Source organism: Rhodococcus sp. DMU1 (assembly GCF_012272955.1).
GTDB classification, from domain to species: Bacteria; Actinomycetota; Actinomycetes; order Mycobacteriales; family Mycobacteriaceae; genus Rhodococcus; species Rhodococcus aetherivorans.
Genome location: NZ_CP050952.1, coordinates 2755073 through 2774710 on the forward strand (window position 1 = coordinate 2755073; position 19638 = coordinate 2774710).

The following is a 19638-nucleotide window of genomic DNA, read 5'->3' on the forward strand; positions in this document are numbered from 1 at the left end:
GTCACAGCCCCAGCGAGCGCTGCACCTCCCGCAGCGTCTGCGCCGACGCCCGCAGCCCGGCGGCCTCGTCGGGCGACAGCGGGATCTCGAGCACCCGGCCGGCGCCGCGGCCGTCGACGATCGTCGGCAGCGACAGGCACACCCCGTCGATCCCGTGCGCGCCGCGCTGCAGTGTCGAGACCGGCAGCACCCGGTGCTGGTCCCTCAGCACCGCCTCCACGATCCGGGCGGTGGACAGGCCGATGGCCAGGTTGGTGGCCCCCTTGCCCATGATGATCTCGTAGGCGCTGCGGACCACCCGCGTGGAGATCTGCTCCCGGATCGCGGCGTCGAACGGCGCCGCACCGTTCTCGTCCCGGTACTCCGTGGCCGGCACCCCGCCCACCGTCGCGCTCGACCACAGCGTGATCTCGGAGTCGCCGTGCTCGCCGACGATGAGGGCGTGCACGTTCTCCACCGCGATGCCGACGTGCTGCGCGACGAGGAAGCGCAACCGCCCGGAGTCGAGAACCGTGCCGGACCCGAGGATCTGTCCGGCGGGGGCGTCGGTCGCGCGGATCGCCGCATACGTCACCACGTCGACCGGGTTGCTGACGAACAGCACCACGGCGTCGGGGGAGAGCGCGAGGAGGGCGGGCGTGAGCTCCTGCACGATGCGCACGTTCGCCGCCGCCAGCTCGAGCCGTGACTGGCCCGGCTTCTGCTTGGCGCCCGCCGTCACGACGATCAGGTCGGAGCCGGCGGTGACGGCGAGGTCGTCGGCGCCGTCGATGCGGCACGCCGGGGCGAACTGGGTGCCGTGGTTCAGGTCGAGCACCTCGGCCCGCACCTTGTCGGTGTTCGGATCGAACAGGGCCAGCGAATCCGCGGAGCCACGGATCAGGCACGCGTAGGCGACGGCGGTGCCGACGCTGCCGGCACCGACGATCGAAACCTTGGACTTGCGGGACGCACGGGTCGTCGACATGGACTCGATCGTCGTCGCTCCGCGCTCGATCCGCAGCCCGACCCCGCGGCCGCTAGCCTTCGAACCATGAGCGTTCCACCGTTCGACGCCGTGCTGTTCGACTTCTCCGGCACGTTGTTCCGGCTCGAGGAGGACGAATCCTGGCTGGCCGACGTCACCGACGACCGGGGCCGACCGTTCGACGTGCACCGGCAGGCCGAGCTGATGCGCCGGATGACCGCCCCGACCGGCCAGCCCGTCGAGATGGATGCCGCCGAGCATCACGCCTGGATCAACCGCGACCGGGATCCCCGCTGGCACCGCGACGCCTACCTCACGGTGCTGCGCCGCTCCGGGGTCGCCGACGAGGAGCAGGCCCTCGGCCTGTACGCGAAGCTGACCGATCCGCGGTGCTGGACGGTGTACCCGGACACGGTCCCGGTGATCGAGGCCCTCGCCGGCGAGGGCCTCGCCGTGGCGGTGCTGAGCAACATCGCCTTCGACATCCGGCCGGCGTTCGCGGCGCTCGGCATCGACGACCTGGTGTCGGAGTTCGTGTTGTCCTTCGAGGTCGGCGCGGTCAAGCCGGAGCCGGAGATCTTCCGCCACGCCGTCGATGCGCTCGGTGTGTCCCCGGAGCGCACGCTGATGGTAGGCGACAGCGAGGAGGCCGACGGCGCGGCCCGACGCATCGGCTGCTCGTTCGCCCTCGTGGAGCCGCTGCCCACCGCCGAGCGTCGCCGGGGGTTGTGGCGGGCCCTGTTCGCGGCCGGCCTCAGTCCTTCGGAACCAGGCGCAGGGAGATCGAGTTGATGCAGTACCGCTGATCGGTCGGGGTCGGGTACCCCTCGCCCTCGAACACGTGCCCGAGGTGGCTGTGGCAGGACGCGCACAGTACCTCCACCCGGCGCATGCCGAGGGAGTCGTCGGACCGCAGGATCACCGCGTCGCTCGTCGCCGGATCGAAGAAGGAGGGCCACCCGCAGTGCGAATGGAACTTCTCGGTGCTGCGGAACAGTTCGGTCCCGCAGGCGCGGCACTCGTACACGCCCTCGGTCTCCGTGTCGGTGTACTCGCCGACGAAGGGCCGCTCGGTGCCGGCCTGCCGCAGCACCGCGTACTCCTCGGGGGTGAGGCGCGCGCGCCATTCGTCGTCGCTCAGGGACACCTTCGGCGCGGGTTCGGTCGGGACAGGGTCAGCCATGCGCTCCACGCTAGCCCTCACCACGGTTCGTCGCCACGAGCTCGGCCTGCGGCGCGGTCTTGCGTTCCGGCAACAGGAACGACGGCTCGATGCCGTCCGCCAGCCGGCCCTCCCGCCGGGCGGCCAGGTACCGGTCGAGCAGCACCGCGAAGATCACGATGAGCAGCAGCGACCAGCCGAACGTCGTCTTCATGTACTCGGCGGCGCGGCCGGCCTCCGGCCACCGCCCCGACAGCCAGCTGTCGTAGCTCATGAAGCCGTAGACCGCGAGCCACGCCGGCCAGTTCCGCATCACCGAGTTGGGCAGCACCACCGTCATCAGCAGCGGGAACAGCATCATCGAGTAGTACATCTGGCCGAGCGAACCGAGCAGGAACGACGCGGTGAGCAGCACCCCGGTGCTCGTGCCGACGAAGAACAGCTCGTCGTGGCGGCAGTACCGGTACAGCAGCCACAGCGAGACGACGACCATGACACCCAGCACGACGCGCAGCGCGAGGATCAACCACGCCGGCAGGCCGTAGTACATGCCGTTGCCGACGATCGCGCTGTTGAAGTAGTCGCGCGCCTCGAACAGGTACGGCGTGGTGCGCTCGACGAACGCCCACGCATCCACCGAGAGCGGCCACGCGACGAGCGTCAGTCCGAGGGGGACCGCCGCGGCGGTGGCGAACACCTTCCACTGCCGCCGCACGAACGGAATCAGCAGCAGCGGCGCGAGGATCGGTTTGACCGCGAACGTCAGCCCGATCGCGACGCCCGCCCACAGGTCGCGCCGCCGGAGCAGCAGCGCCAGGAAGGTGACCTCGCCGAGCAGGACGAGGCCGTTGATGTTGGTGAACACCAGGGTGTTCGTCACCGTCTCGGAGCTGAACGCCGCGAGCAGCAGGATCGGCGCGAGCACCGAGTCGAGGCCGTAGCCGAACATCCGCAGCAGCAGGTACAGCGCCACGATGATCGCGATCGCGTTGGCGATGATGAACAGCCACCGCGATCGCTCCGGGTCGATCACCGCGATCGGGGAGATCAGCAGGGTCCCGGACGGCGGGTACAGGTAGTGCGGGTCCACCCACTCGAAGTTCGCGGTGTACACGGGCCGGCGGTTGAGAAACGCCAGGGCCGCGTTGTAGACGGGGGTGAAATCGTCGGTGCGGAATCCGTTGACGGCCTTGACCGCCACACGGTGCAGCACCGTGAGCACGGCCAACGGCCACACAACGCACTTGACCACCTCCGCGGTGGTGCGGGCGGTGCGGGGCTCGAGGCGGCTGAGGAACACTACGGCACGGTACACCGGGAGCCGGTGGTGGCCACCCACCGTCCCCTCCTCGCGGCGCCGGGCCCGGGCCACGTCGGACGCGGGGTCACGCCGGGCACAGGCTGCCGTTCGGCGGTAGCGCACCGGTGTCGAGATACTCCGCCACCCGTGTCTGGATGCAGCCGGAGTGCAGGGCCGCGGAGTATCCGGCGCCCTGCCACGACAGCGCCGCCCACCGCGCCGAGACGGCGGTGAGGGCTCCGGTGACCGAGTCGAGCCCCGCGCTGCCGACGAGCGGGTCGGCGGCGCCCGTCGTCACCAGCACGGGCACGCGGACCTCCGCCGGCAGCGGCGGGGTCGGCATGCTCGGCCAGGCGCTGCACGCGGTGAGACCGATCGCCGCGTCGCCACCGAACAGTGGGTAGTTCGCCGACCACGTCCGCTGCAGTTCGGCGGCCCGTGCCGTCGTGGGCCACCGCTGCCCGTCGCTGCAGCGGGAGACGAACTGCCCGTCGGACAACAGCACGGCCTCGGCGGCGCCGACGAGCTCGAGCATCGGCGTCACGTCGCCCGCGCCGGCCGCGGACAGCGCGTCGGACAGCTCGCGGACCCGGGTCGGCGCGTCGCTGCGGGGAGTCCCCAGGAACCACGTCACCGCGGTGAGCAGGGAGTTCGACGACAGCGGGGCGAGCGTGCCGGCCGCGGCCCGGGCGTGCAGATCCTCGAGCGCGGCCCGCGGATCCGGGCCCAGCGAGCACGCCAGCGCAACGCACTGGCGGGCGAATGCGTCGACCGCCGACTCTGCGCCGCGCACCCGGCTCTCGGCGAGCATCTCGGCGTCGGCGGTGGCCGCGGCGGGGGAGTCGAGGACGAGACGGCCGAGGGTCGTCGGGTACTTCGACGCGTAGGCCAGGGCGACCGTGGCGCCGTTGCCGATGCCGAGCACACCGATCCGCTCGACCCCCCACGTGGTGCGCAGCTGCTCGAGATCGTCGGCGGCGTGGGCGGCCCCGAACAGCAGTTCCTGCGGCTGCAGGTAGTCGGTGCATGCGATGGTGGCCTGCCGGCCGAGCTCGGCGACCCGGTCGGGTCCGTCGCCGGTACGACCGAACTGTCCGTGGTCGGCCAGGGCGCGTCGGTCCGCTCCGAAGATGCACTCGATCGGCTGGGACGCACCGAGGCCGCGCCGATCCACCGCGACGACCGGCCGGGAGGCCACGAGCTCGGCGAGCGAGCCGGTCGACAGCGCGGCCAGCGCCCGGGTGGAGGGCAGGTCCGCCCCCGTCGTCATGACGAGCGGGGCCGCATCGGCGGGGGTCTGCGCCAGCCGGGCACGCAGCACGTCGAGGGGGAACGAGCCCGGCACGGTGCCCGCGGCGTCGATCGCGGCCGGAATCTGGGCGCACTCGAGGACGAGACCCGTCGGGCCCGGCGGCAGGGCCTGCGCGGCGAGGGTGTCGGCGGTGCAGTCGCGCCAGTCCAGGTCCCGGGCGGGCACCGGCAACTCGGGCGCGGCGGCCGGGTCCTCGCCGGTGGGGGTGGCCCGGCCGTCCGCCTCCTGCACCACGGCGACGTCGGGACGCACCGAGGGGCCCGCCCCGCACGCGGCGGTCATCGCTCCGAGCACGACGATGCCCATCGTGAGCACACCGGTTCTGCGCATGGGCACAGCCTGCCAGGTCGGTGCGGCGGGCCGCGCACGTGACCGGATCGTCCGATCCGCCGGACGTGACGATCAGGTGTACGTGATGTGAAGTAGGTCGCAATCTGCCCTCGGTGTACCGGTCGCCTCGAGCTCCGGCCCTACCCTGGAGAAATGCACGAACGTCTCGTCGATCGCAATCCCGTGGTGCCGTCCGACCAACTGGTGGCCCAGATGGTTCCGCCCGCGATGTTCGACGACGTGAGCTTCGCGTCCTACATTCCCGATCCGAACGAGCCGAGCCAGGCGACCGCCGTCCGGACGGCGGAGGAGTTCGCCCACAAGATCGCCAAGATCCGGGGCGGTGGCCGGCGCGGCCTGTTCGGCCGCAAGGCGCCGTCCACCGGCGCCGGGCTCTACCTCGACGGCGGCTTCGGCGTCGGCAAGACCCACCTGCTGGCCTCGATCTTCCACGCGGCGCCGTCGCCGAAGGCGTTCGGCACGTTCGTGGAGCTGACCCACGTGGTCGGCGCTCTCGGCTTCAACAAGGCCGTCGAGGAGCTGTCGAACCACAGCGTGCTGTGCATCGACGAGTTCGAGCTCGACGACCCGGGCGACACGATGCTGGTGTCCCGGCTGCTGACCGAGCTGTCCGCGCGAGGCGTGTCCATCGTCGCGACGTCCAACACCCTGCCCGGGCAGCTGGGGGAGGGCCGGTTCGCGGCGCAGGACTTCCTGCGCGAGATCAAGAAGCTCGCCGCCATCTTCGAGACCATCCGTGTGGACGGACCCGACTACCGGCACCGCGACCTGCCACCGGCACCGGACCCGATCAGCTCCGAGGACCTGCTCGATCGAGCCGATGCGGTGGCCGGCGCCACCCTCGACGACTTCGACGAATTGTGCGCGCACCTGAGCACGCTGCACCCGTCGCGGTACGGCAAGCTCGTCGAGGGCGTCCCGGCGGTCTTCCTCAACGGGGTCCATCCCGCCCACGACCAGTCGGTGGCGCTGCGCCTGGTGGTTCTCGCCGACCGGCTCTACGATGCGAGCATCCCGGTGACCGTCGCCGGCGCGAAGCTGGACGAGATCTTCACCGCCGAGATGCTTGCCGGCGGCTACCGCAAGAAGTACCTGCGCGCGACGTCGCGCCTGCTGGCACTGTCGCGGTTCGAGACCGCGGCCAGCTGAGTCACGCTCCCGGCGGACGCCGCCGGGAGCGCAGGACCTCGCGTCAGAGGGTGCGTTGCATGACGTAGTCGTGGTGGGTCTGCGAGCCGACCTGGAACGTCCGCGTCCCCACGACCTCGAACTCGTTCTTGGCGTAGAACCGCCGGGCGCGTGAGTTCTGTTGGTTGACCCCCAGCCACAGCCCCCGGCAGCCGGTCGCCCGGGCGTGGTCGACGATGGCAGCCATCAGTGCCGCCGCCACACCGGTGCCGTGCTTGCCCGGGAGCACGTAGAGCTTGCTGATCTCGGTGGTCGGCAGCGCCGTCACGGCTTCGCGGACCGCCGGGTCGGCGGGTTCGGCATCGATTGCCATGAGGTAGCCCACGATCTCGCCACCGACCGTCGCCTTGAGGACGATGCGGGTCGGGTCGGTGAGGTACTCGCTGAACCGTTCCGCGGACAGGGTCTCGTCGATGAAAGCGGCGATGTCCTCCTGGGAGGCATCGGACGGGCAGGCCAGGGGGAACGTGGTGGCCGCGACGTCGGCGATGGTCTCGGCATCCCAGATCCCGGCCTGCTCGACGGAGACGTTCGCGGTGGATTCCTCGAGTGACGGCGTTGGCATAGCAACCAGTAGATCACTCGGCGCTCCGCCGCGGCGACGCTCGGGGAACGGAGCACGCCCGAGGTCCGGAAATGGCTGAACCCCAGCCTTGGATGGGGGGTCATGGCTGGGGTTCATTACCATCGGGGGGATGGCACCTCCGACAATACATGAGGGATTCCTCAGGTTCCAGCCGGGTGGGTCACGGTTCGGTCACGCGCCGGTTACCGGGGTGGTTGCCTTCTGCGAGCCGACGCTCTACTGTGGGCTCTCATGAAGCGCGTACTCGTAGTTCACCGCCGTAGCGGGGTCTGATTCGGACCGACCCCTCGCTGCGGGTCGTTGAGCTACCTGTCGGTCCTCCCTTCGCGCGGAAGACCTCCTTCGATGAACGCCTTCACCTCCACCGCTCTGATTCCTGCCGCCGGCTGCACGGACACTCCCCGCTCGGCGCCGATCGATCCCTTCGCCGCACGCTACGGTCGGTTCCTGCCGCGCGAGCTGCGCGCCGAGTCCGCCGGCATGAGCTGGGCCGAGTTCACCGCCACCTATGCGCCGCAGCACGGGCCCGTGCGGCTCGGTGGCTGGTACGCCGAGGCTGCGCGCGCCGGCCGCTGCAACTACGAGGCCACCTTCGGCGTGGGGGAGACCATCCACACCGCCGCGGCGACCGCCACCGGCCCGGTGTCTGCGATGACCGCCATGATGCACACCCTCGGGATGCCGCTCGAGATCCTCTCCTTCCACCAGTTCGACCTCGGTGACACCCACGCGACGTTCCTGCTGTGCGAGGCGGACGGCCGCCGGCTCTGGAGCATGGGAATCGCGGCGACCGGGACCGAATCGGCACTGCGCGCGATGACCGCCGGCGCCAACCGGCTGCATGCCTCCCGCTGACGGGGTGGCGATACGGCGAAGGCCCTCCCGGTCGGGAGGGCCTTCGCCGTGTGGATGGTGCGCGATACTGGGATTGAACCAGTGACCTCTTCCGTGTCAGGGAAGCGCTCTCCCGCTGAGCTAATCGCGCGGGTGGTGGAGCGGATGACGGGATTCGAACCCGCGACCCTCACCTTGGCAAGGTGATGCGCTACCAGCTGCGCTACATCCGCATGTGCACCTCTCTTCCCGGTGGCCCGGGTCGAGAAGTGCGGGGTGAAACCTGGTCGATCGTGGTGCGCGATACTGGGATTGAACCAGTGACCTCTTCCGTGTCAGGGAAGCGCTCTCCCGCTGAGCTAATCGCGCGAGGTGGAGACGGGAATCGAACCCGTGTGCACGGCTTTGCAGGCCGTTGCCTCACCACTCGGCCACTCCACCGTAAAAGGTCGAGTCCAACCTCTCGAGCGGATGACGGGATTCGAACCCGCGACCCTCACCTTGGCAAGGTGATGCGCTACCAGCTGCGCTACATCCGCATCGCACCGTCCGGCGTCGTGCTCTCCGTGGTGCGGTTGAGAACATTAGCCGACCATCGTCAGAACACACAAATCTGCAGGTGAGGGCGCGGACGAGGCGTCCTCGTTGGTCGTGAGGGCCCTCACCGGCGCCGGCGTGCGGGCTCCGGCGGATCCGCGTGCGCGGCACGGGCTCCCGCGCCGGGGCCGATGGCGGTGCGCCCGGCCTCCGTCGCCACCGAAAACGGGGGGCGACCAGGCGATTCGTGTTCACCCGGTGGGCGTGTTAATGTTCCTTCTCGTTCGAGCCGCTGCGAAGCGGCCCGGTCCCGTGGCTCAGTGGAAGAGCGTCCCGTTCACACCGGGGAGGTCGCTGGTTCGATCCCAGCCGGGACCACAGCACCGACGAAGGGCACCCCCACGGGGGTGCCCTTCGTCGTTTCGGGCGCGGCTCGATGCGCGCCCGGACGGAACAGCCGTCGGCGGAGCGGTCGTGACCTGCGCGTTCATCGGACCGCACTGCGCAGATGGCAGGATTGCGGTCGGTGTGAGGAGGATGCGGCTGATGAGTGTCGCCGACAACAACTGGCCCCTGGTCGGGGCCACAGGAGCACGATTCGGATCTGCCGGCCGACGGCGGAAGGACCGCCCGGCCCCGGCCCCCGGCGCGACCGAGCGGCACGAGGCCGCGCCCGCGGTGGACCCGCCGGCGACGGGTGCCTTCGCGACCGTCGCCGCCCCGGCGTCGACCCCGATGCCCGCCGTCGTGACCGCGGTCCCGAGGGAAGAGGAGCCGAGCGGGGCGCAGCCGTCGTTCGTGCGGCCCTTCGTGCGCAGCCAGGGACGGACCCGCGCCGAGGTGGATCTCCCGCTCGAGGTCCTCGTCTCGGCCGTGCCCGACGCCGTGGGAGCCACGGGCCTCGAAGAACACCGCACCATTCTGGCGCTGTGCGCCGAACCCCGCTCCATCATGGAGATCGCGGCTCTGGCCAAGCTGCCCCTGGGGGTCGCGCGGGTCCTGGTGGGCGACCTCGCCGCCACCGGGGAACTCACCGTCCACCGGACCGTCGACGGGGTCGGCCCCGACGCCCAGCTCCTGTCGCGGGTTCTCGGCGGACTGCGCCGCCTGTAGCCTGCACCGCTCCAGCCTGCACCGCTCCAGCCTGCACCGCTCCGGCCCGCACCGCCCCGGCGGTGCCCGGGTGAACGGGCGACCGGGGTGGTGTCGATAGCATGGTCTGGTTGCCGACGCGTGGCATGCCCCGCGGCGTCGGTGCACCCATCACCGGCACGAGCCCGAGGAGCCCACCACAGTGACGACGCCCGCATCCGTAGACCCAGCCGTGCTCGTCCGGGTGCCCGCGGGGACCACTGCCGGTGCCGCCCTCCGGGAGGCCGGCCTACCCAACAGCGGACCCGACGCGATCGTCGTGGTCCGCGACGGCGAGGGCCGGCTGCGCGACCTGTCGTGGACGCCGGAACAGGACACCGAGATCGAGCCGGTCGCCGCCGGTACCGAGGACGGCCGCTCCGTCATCCGGCACTCCGCGGCACACGTCCTCGCCCAGGCCGTGCAGCAGGAGTTCCCGGAGGCCAAACTGGGCATCGGGCCCCCGATCAAGGACGGCTTCTACTACGACTTCCAGGTCGACCGGCCCTTCACCCCGGAGGACCTCGCGAAGCTCGAGAAGCGCATGAAGCAGATCGTCAAGGGCGCGCAGCGGTTCTCCCGCCGCGTCGTCGAGAACCTGGACGACGCACGCGAGGAACTGAAGAACGAGCCGTTCAAGCTCGAACTGATCAGTGAGAAGTCGGCCGGCAACAGTTCCCTCGACGAGGACCCCGAGATCATGGAGGTCGGCGGCGCGGAACTGACGATCTACGACAACCTCAACCCTCGGACGGGCGAGAAGATCTGGGGCGATCTGTGCCGCGGCCCGCACATCCCCACCACCAAGTACATCCCGGCGTTCAAGCTCACCCGCAGCTCCGCCGCCTACTGGCGCGGTGACCAGGACAACGCCGGCCTGCAGCGCATCTACGGCACCGCGTGGGAATCCCCGGAGGCACAGGAGCGCTACCTCGAGCTGCTCGCCGAGGCCGAGCGCCGCGACCACCGCAAGCTCGGCAACGAGCTCGACCTGTTCAGCTTCCCCGACGAGCTCGGTTCCGGTCTGCCGGTGTTCCACCCCAAGGGCGGCATCATCCGCCAGGAGATGGAGAACTACTCGCGTCGGCGGCACGTCGAGGCCGGCTACGAGTTCGTGTATTCCCCGCACATCACCAAGGGGCACCTCTACGAGGTGTCCGGTCACCTCGACTGGTACCGCGACGGCATGTTCCCGGCGATGCACATCGACGAGGAATTCAACGAGGACGGCACCGTGCGCAAGCCGGGCCAGGACTACTACCTCAAGCCGATGAACTGCCCGATGCACAACCTCGTCTTCCGTTCCCGCGGCCGCTCCTACCGGGAGCTGCCGCTGCGGCTCTTCGAGTTCGGCTCGGTCTACCGGTACGAGAAGTCCGGCGTCGTCCACGGCCTGACCCGGGTGCGCGGCATGACGCAGGACGACGCGCACATCTACTGCACCCGCGAGCAGATGCGCGACGAGCTGACCACGACGCTGAACTTCGTCCTCGACCTGCTGAGGGACTACGGCCTCGAGGACTACCACCTGGAGCTGTCGACGAAGAACCCCAAGAAGTTCGTCGGCGACGACGTCCTGTGGGAGGAGGCCACCGACACGCTGCGCGAGGTGGCCGAGGGCTCCGGGCTCGATCTCGTGCCGGACCCGGGTGGCGCCGCCTTCTACGGGCCGAAGATCTCCGTCCAGGTGCAGGACGCGCTCGGGCGCAGCTGGCAGATGTCGACGATCCAGCTCGACTTCAACCTGCCCGAGCGGTTCGAGCTCGAATACACCGGTCCCGACGGCAGCAAGCATCGGCCGGTGATGATCCACCGGGCCCTGTTCGGCTCGATCGAGCGCTTCTTCGGCGTGCTCACCGAGCACTACGCCGGCGCCTTCCCGGCGTGGCTCGCCCCCGTGCAGGTCGTCGGGATCCCCGTCGCGGAGGCCTTCGAGGATCACCTGTTCGACGTCACCCGGCAGCTGAAGGCGGCCGGGGTGCGTGCGGAGGTCGACACCAGCGACGACCGGATGCAGAAGAAGATCCGCAACCACACCACGCAGAAGGTGCCGTTCATGCTGCTCGCGGGCGAGCGTGACGTCGAGGCCGGGGCGGTCAGCTTCCGGTTCCGGGACGGCACCCAGGTCAACGGTGTGCCCGTGGCCGACGCGATCCGTCTGGTCACCGAGTGGATCGGACGGCGGGAGAACGCCTCGCCCACCGCGGAGCTCGTCGCTCCCGTCGACCGGGGCGGCGCCGCGTGAGCGGCGACTGCTCCGACGACGCCCTCGTCGATCGCGGTGCCGGAGAACCGGACCACCTGCAGCGGCTGTGGTCCCCGCACCGGATGTCGTACATCGCGGAGGCACCGCGATCCAAGGAGGCGCCGTACGAGCCCTTCACGGACATCCCGAAGATGCGGGACGAGGAGGGTCTCGTCGTCGCGCGCGGCGAGCACGTGTACGCGGTGCTCAACCTGTACCCGTACAACCCCGGTCATCTGATGGTCGTGCCGTACCGCCGGGTCGCCAACCTCGAGGACCTGACCCCCGAGGAGAGCACCGAGTTGATGGCATTCGCGCAGCGGGCGATCCGGGTCATCAAGAGCGTCTCGCGGCCGCACGGCTTCAACGTGGGCCTCAACCTCGGGGCCGCCGCCGGCGGCTCGCTCGCCGAACACCTGCACCTGCACGTGGTGCCGCGGTGGGGCGGCGACGCCAACTTCATCACCGTCCTCGGCGGCGCCAAGGTCATGCCGCAGCTGCTGCGGGACACCCGCGCGTTGCTCGCGGCGGCCTGGAACGAGTGACGCCGCACCGGGCCCCGGCCCCGGTGTCCGTCGCCGCCCCCGCCTGTATGTTTGTCGCCGTTCGCGGGCGTGGCAGGATCGTGTCCCGGACGCAACGGTGTGAACGGAAGACGGGGGTCGGTGGATGCTGAGCTTTTTCGGGCGTGCGTCGGTGTCGAAGGTCACCGCCCCGCTCGGCAGGGCCTTGATCCGCACCGGCCTCACGCCGGACGCGGTAACACTCATCGGCACCGTTGCCACGATCGCCGCCGCCGTGACGCTGTTCCCGATGGGGCAGCTGTTCTGGGGCGCGATCGTGATCTGGCTGTTCGTGATGTTCGACATGCTCGACGGGGCGATGGCCCGCGCCCGCGGCGGCGGCACCCGCTTCGGCGCCGTCCTCGACGCCACCTGTGACCGCCTCGCCGACGGCGCGATCTTCGCCGGGCTGGCCTGGTGGGCCGTCTACGGGGAACAGAGCCGACCGTTGCTGATCGCAACTCTGATCTGCCTGGTCACCTCCCAGGTCATCTCGTACGCCAAGGCCCGCGCCGAAGCGAGTGGCCTGTCCGCCGACGGCGGCCTGATCGAGCGGCCCGACCGGCTCGTCATCGTGCTGGTCGGCGCCGGCGTCACCGGACTCGGCGTGTGGTGGGCGATCCACGCCGCCATGTGGCTGCTCGCCGCCGGCTCGGTGATCACCGTGTTCCAGCGGGTGCTCGCCGTGCGCCGCTCCCCGGGTGCCCGCGAGCTGCTGCCCCTGCCGTCGTCGACCCCGGCCGACGGAGAAGCCCGATGAGCGCGACCGAACGTGCCTCCGACCTCGGCTACGCCGCCGGGTGGCGGCTCGTGCGGGCGCTGCCCGAGTCCACCGCCTGCCGCCTGTTCGACCTCGGCGCCGACGTCGCCGCCCGGCGCCACGGTGGCCCGCAGCAGTTGCGCCGCAACCTCGCCCGGGTCCTGGGCGTGCCCGCCGCGCAGGTCCCGGACGAGCTGATCCGGCAGTCCGTGCGGTCCTACGCCCGCTACTGGCGGGAAGCGTTCCGGCTGCCCTCGATGGACCTGACCGTGACGGCCGCCGCCCTCGATCACGCCGTCGAGGGCCGCGAGCACATCGAGCAAGCACTGGCGGCCGGGCGCGGTGTGATCCTCGCGCTGCCGCACAGCGGGAACTGGGACATGGCCGGCGTGTGGTGCACGCAGACCTACGGTGGCCTGTCGACGGTGGCCGAACGCCTGCGCCCCGAATCGCTCTACCAGCGGTTCGTCGCGTACCGCGAGAGCCTCGGCTTCGAGATCTTCCCGCTCAGCGGGGGTGAGTCGCCGCCGTTCGACCGGCTCGCGACGCGGCTGCGCGAGAACCGGATCGTCTGCCTGCTCGGCGAGCGCGACCTGGCCCGCAAGGGCGTGCCGGTGACGTTCTTCGGGGAGCCCACCCGCATGCCCGCCGGCCCGGCGAAGCTCGCCGCCGAGACCGGCGCGCCGCTGCTGCCGGTGCACTGCTGGTTCACCGACGGCGGCTGGGGTTTCCGGGTCCACCCCGAACTCGACGTCACCGGCGGGATCGGGCCGGCGACACAGGCTCTCGCCGACTGCTTCGCCGCCGACATCGCCGAACACCCCGCGGACTGGCACATGCTGCAACCGCTCTGGTTCGACGACCTCTCCGAGGCCCGCCTGGCCCGGATGGAGGCGCGGTGAAGATCGGGATGGTGTGCCCGTACTCGTTCGACGTACCGGGCGGGGTGCAGGCGCACGTCGTGGACCTGGCCCACGTGCTCATCGAACGCGGCCACAAGGTCAGCGTCCTCGCCCCGGCCTCCGACCGCACGGAGCTGCCGGACTTCGTCGTCTCCGCCGGGCGCGCCGTTGCCATCCCCTACAACGGGTCCGTGGCGCGCCTGAGCTTCGGCCCCGTCTCCTATGCGCGGGTCCGGCGGTGGATCAACGACAACGACTTCGACGTCCTGCACATCCACGAGCCGAACGCGCCGAGCCTGTCGATGCTCGCGCTGAAGATCGCCGAGGGCCCCATCGTCGCGACGTTCCACACGTCGACGACCAAATCGCTGGTGCTGAGCACCTTCCAGGGTGTGCTGCAGCCGTATCTCGAGAAGATCAGCGGCCGCATCGCCGTGTCCGAACTCGCCCGGCGCTGGCAGGTGACGTCGCTCGGCTCGGACGCCGTGGAGATCCCGAACGGTGTCGACGTGTCCTCGTTCGCTCACGCCCCGACGCTGCCCGGCTATCCCCGCGCCGGCCGCACCGTGCTGTTCCTCGGCCGGTACGACGAGCCGCGCAAGGGCATGGCGGTGCTGCTCGGCGCGTTGCCGCTGCTCGTCGAGCACTACCCGGACCTCGAGATCCTCGTGGTCGGCCGCGGGGACGAGGACCGGTTGCGCAAGGAGGCCGGCCGGTACGCCCGGCACCTGCGGCTGCTCGGCCAGGTGTCCGACGCGGAGAAGGCCTCGGCGATGCGCAGCGCCGACGTGTACTGCGCCCCCAACCTCGGTGGGGAGAGTTTCGGGATCGTGCTGGTGGAGGCGATGGCCGCCGGTACCCCTGTGGTGGCCGGCGAACTCGACGCGTTCCGCCGGGTACTGCGCGACGGGCGCGCCGGCGTGCTCGTCCCGCTGGGCGACTCGGAGGCTCTCGCCGCCGCGATCCGCGCCCTGCTCGACGACGGTGCCCGCCGTCGCGCCCTGGTGGCGGCGGCGAACGAGATCGTCGGCTCCTACGACTGGCCGGTGGTGGCCGAGCAGATCCTGCGCGTGTACGAAACCGTCACCGTCGGAGCCGGGCCGGTTCGGGAGGTCCGGTCGTGAGGTGCGAGCCGGCGACGGCACCGCGTGAGGGGAGTGGGACGTGACGCTGTCCGCGGTCACCGTTCTCGTCCTGGCGCTGATCTCCGCGATCATCGTCGCGCTCGGGTTGTGGGCCTACGGCACGGCCAACCGGCTGGACCGGCTCCACGTGCGTTCGGACCTCTCCTGGCAGGCGCTCGACGCCGCCCTGGCCCGTCGCGCCGTGGTGGCGCGCGGCATCGCGGCCTCCACCCCGGTCGCCGAGGGCCGTCGGCTGGCCGCGTTGGCCGACCGCGCCGAACGGGCGGACCGTGCCGAACGGGAATCGGCGGAGAACGCGCTGTCGGCCGCGTTGGCCGCGGTGGACACCGAGCGGCTGCGCCCGCAGTTGGTGGCCGAACTCGCCGATGCCGAGGCGCGGGTGCTGATCGCACGGCGGTTCCACAACGACGCCGTCCGCGACACGCTGACGCTGCGCAGCCGCCGGCCGGTGCGCTGGCTGCATCTCGGCGGCACGGCATCGTTGCCGAACTACTTCGAGATCGCCGAGCGCACGAACCCGGCCGCGGCGACGGGCCTGTCGCTCGACGAGACGCGCACCTCGGCGCGGGTGGTGCTGTTCGACCACGAGGGACGGGTGCTGCTGCTGCGGGGCCACGACCCGACCACGCCGGACGTGCACTTCTGGTTCACCGTCGGCGGTGCGGTCGAGGTGGGGGAGACGCTGCGCGCGGCCGCCGTCCGCGAGGTGGGGGAGGAGACCGGGTTGCCGGTCGCGCCCGAGCAGCTGTGCGGGCCCATGTGGCGGCGGGTGGCGGTGTTCCCCTTCAACGGCGAGCTCATCCGCTCGGAGGAACTGTTCTTCGCGCTGCAGACGCCCGCCTTCGAGCCGGGCGACGGCGGATTCACCGACCTCGAGCGCCGCATGAGCCTCGAGCACCGCTGGTTCGCCGAGGGCGAGATCCGGGACCTGCAGCGCCACGGCGAGGCCGTGTATCCGCAGGATCTCGCAGACCTGCTGGGGGAGGCGCGCGACGTCGCCGTGCGTCGTGTGGAGCCGGAGGTCCGCGCCATCCGGTGAGCGCCGGCACTCGAGGCAGGCGGAGTCGATTGCCTGCGAGGCAGGCCAGGGCCTCGCGACTGGCTATGGGACGGTCCCCGCGGTGCCCCTAGAATCGGGAGCGGCGCCGCGACGTGCCCGATTCCGTCCGCCGCGTCAGTTTCTGCAGGCCATACCCCAGGAGTTCTTGCTGTGAGCAGCCCCGAGTCCGTTCCCACCACCGGCACCGCCCGCGTCAAGCGCGGTATGGCCGAGATGCTCAAGGGCGGCGTGATCATGGACGTGGTCACCCCCGAGCAGGCGAAGATCGCCGAGGACGCGGGTGCCGTCGCCGTCATGGCGCTCGAGCGCGTCCCCGCCGACATCCGCGCCCAGGGTGGCGTGTCCCGCATGTCCGACCCGGACATGATCGAAGGCATCATCGAGGCCGTGTCCATCCCCGTGATGGCCAAGGCCCGCATCGGTCACTTCGTCGAGGCACAGATCCTGCAGGCCCTCGGCGTGGACTACGTCGACGAGTCGGAGGTGCTCACCCCCGCCGACTACGAGAACCACATCGACAAGTTCGCCTTCACCGTGCCGTTCGTGTGCGGCGCCACCAACCTCGGTGAGGCGCTGCGCCGCATCAACGAGGGCGCGGCGATGATCCGCTCCAAGGGCGAGGCCGGCACCGGCGACGTCTCCAATGCCACCACCCACATGCGGAAGATCCGCCAGGAGATCCGGCGGCTGACCTCCCTGCCCGAGGACGAGCTCTACGTCGCGGCCAAGGAACTGCAGGCGCCGTACGACCTGGTGGTCGAGGTCGCGAAGGCCGGCAAGCTGCCGGTGACGCTGTTCACGGCCGGCGGCATCGCCACCCCGGCCGATGCGGCGATGATGATGCAGCTCGGCGCCGAGGGTGTGTTCGTCGGCTCGGGCATCTTCAAGTCCGGCAACCCCGCCGAGCGTGCCGCCGCGATCGTCAAGGCCACCACCTTCTACGACGACCCGGACGTGCTCGCAAAGGTCTCGCGTGGCCTGGGCGAGGCCATGGTCGGCATCAACGTCGACGACATCCCGGTTCCGCACCGCCTCGCCGAGCGGGGCTGGTGACCCCACCGCCGCCGGCATCCCCGCGTGCGACGGGAGCCTCCGACCGTGTCGGAGGCTCCCGTCGCTTCTCGCCGGGCCCTGCGGATAGCCTGTCGCAGGACCGGGAAGGAGCCCGCATGGCGAAGATCGAGGAGATCCTGGCGCTCGAACACCTCGAGAAGAACATCTTCCGGGGCGTGGCGACGGAGACGTCGCTGCAGCGCACCTTCGGGGGGCAGGTCGCCGGACAGGCGCTGGTATCCGCGGTGCGCACCGTCGATCCCGCGTACTCGGTGCATTCGCTGCACGGGTACTTCGTCCGCCCCGGCAACCCCGAGAAGCCGATCGTGTATCTCGTCGACCCGATCCGCGACGGCCGGTCGTTCGGCACCCGGCGGGTGACCGCCGTGCAGGACGGGCAGGCGATCTTCACCATGTCCGCGTCGTTCCACGTCCAGGACGACGGCATCGAGCACCAGGACGAGATGCCCCAGGTGCCGGATCCCGACGACCTCGCCGACCTCGCGGACTCGGACGACCCGGGGAACCTGTGGGCCAGGCGCGAGTGGCCGGAATGGGACCTGCGACGGGTGCCGGAGGATCGCCTCTTCCGGCGCGCCGGCATCGTGTCACAGCAGCAGGTGTGGTTCCGGGTCCGTGACCCGCTCCCAGACGACAACGTGCTGCACGTGTGCACCCTGGCGTACATGAGCGACATGACGCTGCTCGGCTCCGCGAGCGTCGCCCATCCCGACGAGCAGACGCAGGGCGCCTCCCTCGACCACGCCATGTGGTTCCTGCGCTCGTTCCGCGCCGACGACTGGCTGCTGTACGACCAGACGTCCCCGTCGGCAGGTTTCGGGCGGGCCCTGACGCAGGGCCGCATCTTCGACCGGAACGGGCGGATGGTCGCCGCGGTGGTGCAGGAGGGACTGGCCCGCTACCTGCGCTGATGCGCCGGCATCCGGCTCGCGGTCCGTGAGCCGGGACACCCCGCCGCGGCTGCTAGCGTTGATATCCAGGCTTCGGACGGGTGTCGTCCCGTCCCCGACAGAACAGGCGACAGTGGGAAGTTCTCCGACCATCGGCGTGCTCGCGCTCCAGGGCGATGTACGCGAGCACCTGACCGCACTCGAGGCGGCCGGCGCCCGCGCGATCGGGGTGCGCCGGACCGCCGAACTCGACGCCGTCGACGGCCTGGTGATTCCCGGCGGGGAGTCCACCACGATGAGCCGGCTGCTGCAGGTGTTCGACCTGCTCGAGCCGCTGCGCGCCCGGTTGAAGGCCGGCCTGCCCGCCTACGGGTCCTGCGCGGGCATGATCCTGCTCGCCTCGCAGGTGCTCGACACCCGCCCCGACGCCGAGCACCTCGACGCCCTCGACATCACCGTCCGGCGCAACGCGTTCGGCCGGCAGGTCGACTCGTTCGAGGCCGACCTCGACGTCGCGGGCATCGAGGGGGATCCGGTGCGCGCGGTGTTCATCCGAGCGCCCTGGGTGGAGGAGGTCGGTCCCGGCGTGCAGGTCCTGGCCACCGTCCCCGAGGGACCGGCCGCCGGACGGGTGGTCGCGGTGCGGCAGGGAGCGGTGCTGGCGACGTCGTTCCACCCCGAGGTCACCGGTGACCTGCGGGTGCATCGGCTGTTCGTCGACACCGTCCGTTCGGGGCAGGTCGGCGCGGAGTAGAATCGACCCTCCGAACCAGTCGGACCCGGTCCGACCTCACCTCGCCGGAAGGGGCTCCAATCGAATGAGCGGCCACTCCAAATGGGCCACCACCAAGCACAAGAAGGCGGCCATCGACGCCAAGCGCGGCAAGATGTTCGCGAAGCTGATCAAGAACATCGAGGTGGCGGCCCGGACCGGCGGTGGTGACCCGGCGGGCAACCCGACGCTGTACGACGCCATCCAGAAGGCGAAGAAGAACTCGGTCCCCAACGACAACATCGAGCGGGCCCGCAAGCGCGGCGGCGGCGAGGAAGCCGGCGGCGCGGACTGGCAGACCATCACCTACGAGGGCTACGGCCCCAGCGGTGTCGCCATCCTCATCGAGTGCCTCACCGACAATCGCAACCGCGCGGCGGGCGAGGTCCGCACCGCGATGACCCGCAACGGCGGCAACATGGCCGACCCCGGCTCGGTGTCCTACCTGTTCACCCGCAAGGGCGTCGTCGTGCTCGAGAAGAACGGCCGCACCGAGGACGAGATCCTCGAGGTCGTGCTCGAGGCCGGCGCCGAGGAGATCAACGACCTCGGTGACAGCTTCGAGATCGTTTCCGAGGCCGGCGATCTCATCGCTGTGCGCACCGCGCTCGTCGAGGCCGGCATCGACTACGAATCGGCCGACCCGGACTTCCGGGCCTCGGTCGAGGTCCCCGTCGACGCGGACAGCGCCCGCAAGGTGTTCAAGCTCGTCGACGCCCTCGAGGATTCCGATGACGTGCAGAACGTCTACACCAACGTCGACGTCTCCGACGAGGTCCTCGCCGAACTCGACGCCTGAGACGGACGGCTCCCGGCCGGGGCTGCGTGTCGATACCGCGACGCGCCGCCCCGGCCGCTA

General features: G+C 70.8%; 19 protein-coding genes and 6 tRNA genes. 15 read left to right on the forward strand and 10 right to left on the reverse strand.

Going from position 1 to position 19638, the window contains the following annotated elements; translation table 11 throughout:
• Window position 1: 1 nt before the first annotated feature.
• Window positions 2–967 carry an L-lactate dehydrogenase gene (locus tag HFP48_RS12915; RefSeq protein ID WP_201356156.1) on the reverse strand — a complete coding sequence of 322 codons (966 nt, stop codon included), beginning with the start codon at window positions 965–967 and terminating at the stop codon, window positions 2–4.
• Between the two features lie 66 nt (window positions 968–1033).
• On the opposite strand from HFP48_RS12915, the gene HFP48_RS12920 reads away from it, so the two are divergent.
• Window positions 1034–1759, forward strand: coding sequence for an HAD family hydrolase (locus tag HFP48_RS12920; RefSeq protein WP_006938076.1), 726 nt, complete (start codon window positions 1034–1036; stop codon window positions 1757–1759).
• Here HFP48_RS12920 and msrB read toward each other — a convergent pair.
• The 3 genes from msrB to HFP48_RS12935 all read right to left on the reverse strand — a co-directional run bounded on the left by msrB (window position 1722) and on the right by HFP48_RS12935 (window position 5071).
• Entirely contained in the window at window positions 1722–2150 is a 429-nt protein-coding gene (gene msrB, locus HFP48_RS12925) for a peptide-methionine (R)-S-oxide reductase MsrB (RefSeq protein WP_037201669.1), read from the reverse strand. The genes HFP48_RS12920 and msrB overlap by 38 nt on opposite strands.
• Window positions 2151–2160: 10 nt before the next feature.
• A complete protein-coding gene (locus HFP48_RS12930; protein ID WP_044476056.1) occupies window positions 2161–3429 on the reverse strand; it encodes a glycosyltransferase family 87 protein in 1269 nt (422 codons plus the stop codon).
• Between the two features lie 85 nt (window positions 3430–3514).
• Window positions 3515–5071, reverse strand: a complete 1557-nt coding sequence (locus tag HFP48_RS12935) for an alpha/beta fold hydrolase (RefSeq protein ID WP_180987016.1) — start codon at window positions 5069–5071, stop codon at window positions 3515–3517.
• A 153-nt stretch (window positions 5072–5224) separates the two neighbouring features.
• Between HFP48_RS12935 and zapE the strand changes: the two genes are divergently transcribed.
• Window positions 5225–6241, forward strand: a complete 1017-nt coding sequence (gene zapE, locus HFP48_RS12940) for a cell division protein ZapE (RefSeq protein ID WP_043798161.1) — start codon at window positions 5225–5227, stop codon at window positions 6239–6241.
• A gap of 43 nt (window positions 6242–6284) precedes the next feature.
• On the opposite strand, the gene HFP48_RS12945 is transcribed toward zapE, so the two are convergent.
• A complete protein-coding gene (locus HFP48_RS12945) occupies window positions 6285–6845 on the reverse strand; it encodes a GNAT family N-acetyltransferase (RefSeq protein WP_006938062.1) in 561 nt (186 codons plus the stop codon).
• A 366-nt stretch (window positions 6846–7211) separates the two neighbouring features.
• Here HFP48_RS12945 and HFP48_RS12950 point away from each other — a divergent pair, with 366 nt between their 5' ends.
• Window positions 7212–7721 carry a hypothetical protein gene (locus tag HFP48_RS12950; RefSeq protein WP_006938061.1) on the forward strand — a complete coding sequence of 170 codons (510 nt, stop codon included), beginning with the start codon at window positions 7212–7214 and terminating at the stop codon, window positions 7719–7721.
• Between the two features lie 55 nt (window positions 7722–7776).
• Here the strand turns inward: HFP48_RS12950 and HFP48_RS12955 are convergent.
• From HFP48_RS12955 to HFP48_RS12975, 5 genes are all read right to left on the reverse strand, one after another.
• Window positions 7777–7851: transfer RNA gene (locus tag HFP48_RS12955), tRNA-Val, on the reverse strand.
• 6 nt (window positions 7852–7857) lie between these two features.
• Window positions 7858–7933: transfer RNA gene (locus HFP48_RS12960), tRNA-Gly, on the reverse strand.
• A 61-nt stretch (window positions 7934–7994) separates the two neighbouring features.
• Window positions 7995–8069, reverse strand: a tRNA-Val gene (locus HFP48_RS12965).
• A 1-nt stretch (window position 8070) separates the two neighbouring features.
• Window positions 8071–8141 (reverse strand) — tRNA-Cys (locus HFP48_RS12970).
• A 25-nt stretch (window positions 8142–8166) separates the two neighbouring features.
• Window positions 8167–8239, reverse strand: a tRNA-Gly gene (locus tag HFP48_RS12975).
• Between the two features lie 304 nt (window positions 8240–8543).
• Here HFP48_RS12975 and HFP48_RS12980 point away from each other — a divergent pair.
• The 12 genes from HFP48_RS12980 (at window position 8544) to HFP48_RS13035 (ending at window position 19578) form a co-directional block, all read left to right on the forward strand.
• Window positions 8544–8615: transfer RNA gene (locus HFP48_RS12980), tRNA-Val, on the forward strand.
• A 168-nt stretch (window positions 8616–8783) separates the two neighbouring features.
• Window positions 8784–9350 carry a DUF742 domain-containing protein gene (locus HFP48_RS12985; protein ID WP_043798251.1) on the forward strand — a complete coding sequence of 189 codons (567 nt, stop codon included), beginning with the start codon at window positions 8784–8786 and terminating at the stop codon, window positions 9348–9350.
• A 181-nt stretch (window positions 9351–9531) separates the two neighbouring features.
• On the forward strand, window positions 9532–11613 hold the full coding sequence (gene thrS, locus HFP48_RS12990; RefSeq protein WP_168579587.1) for a threonine--tRNA ligase: 2082 nt from the start codon (window positions 9532–9534) through the stop codon (window positions 11611–11613).
• Window positions 11610–12158: an HIT domain-containing protein gene (locus tag HFP48_RS12995; RefSeq protein ID WP_006943832.1), complete on the forward strand. Its 549-nt coding sequence runs from the start codon at window positions 11610–11612 to the stop codon at window positions 12156–12158. The genes thrS and HFP48_RS12995 overlap by 4 nt, the downstream gene beginning before the upstream one ends.
• Before the next feature lie 124 nt (window positions 12159–12282).
• Window positions 12283–12936, forward strand: coding sequence for a phosphatidylinositol phosphate synthase (pgsA, locus tag HFP48_RS13000; protein WP_050035142.1), 654 nt, complete (start codon window positions 12283–12285; stop codon window positions 12934–12936).
• Window positions 12933–13838, forward strand: a complete 906-nt coding sequence (locus HFP48_RS13005) for a phosphatidylinositol mannoside acyltransferase (RefSeq protein WP_006943828.1) — start codon at window positions 12933–12935, stop codon at window positions 13836–13838. The genes pgsA and HFP48_RS13005 overlap by 4 nt, the downstream gene beginning before the upstream one ends.
• Window positions 13835–14962, forward strand: a complete 1128-nt coding sequence (locus HFP48_RS13010) for a glycosyltransferase family 4 protein (protein WP_050035143.1) — start codon at window positions 13835–13837, stop codon at window positions 14960–14962. The genes HFP48_RS13005 and HFP48_RS13010 overlap by 4 nt, the downstream gene beginning before the upstream one ends.
• A gap of 40 nt (window positions 14963–15002) precedes the next feature.
• Window positions 15003–16022, forward strand: coding sequence for an NUDIX domain-containing protein (locus HFP48_RS13015; RefSeq protein WP_050035144.1), 1020 nt, complete (start codon window positions 15003–15005; stop codon window positions 16020–16022).
• 171 nt (window positions 16023–16193) lie between these two features.
• Complete coding sequence (gene pdxS / locus HFP48_RS13020; RefSeq protein ID WP_006943825.1) at window positions 16194–17096, forward strand: pyridoxal 5'-phosphate synthase lyase subunit PdxS; 903 nt, start codon at window positions 16194–16196, stop codon at window positions 17094–17096.
• A gap of 116 nt (window positions 17097–17212) precedes the next feature.
• Window positions 17213–18028, forward strand: coding sequence for an acyl-CoA thioesterase II (locus tag HFP48_RS13025; protein ID WP_006941032.1), 816 nt, complete (start codon window positions 17213–17215; stop codon window positions 18026–18028).
• A 112-nt stretch (window positions 18029–18140) separates the two neighbouring features.
• The gene (gene pdxT, locus HFP48_RS13030) at window positions 18141–18761 is read left to right on the forward strand and encodes a pyridoxal 5'-phosphate synthase glutaminase subunit PdxT (protein WP_006941031.1); all 621 of its coding nucleotides are present in this window, start codon (window positions 18141–18143) and stop codon (window positions 18759–18761) included.
• 64 nt (window positions 18762–18825) lie between these two features.
• Complete coding sequence (locus tag HFP48_RS13035) at window positions 18826–19578, forward strand: YebC/PmpR family DNA-binding transcriptional regulator (protein WP_006941030.1); 753 nt, start codon at window positions 18826–18828, stop codon at window positions 19576–19578.
• The last annotated feature ends 60 nt before the right edge of the window (window positions 19579–19638 follow it).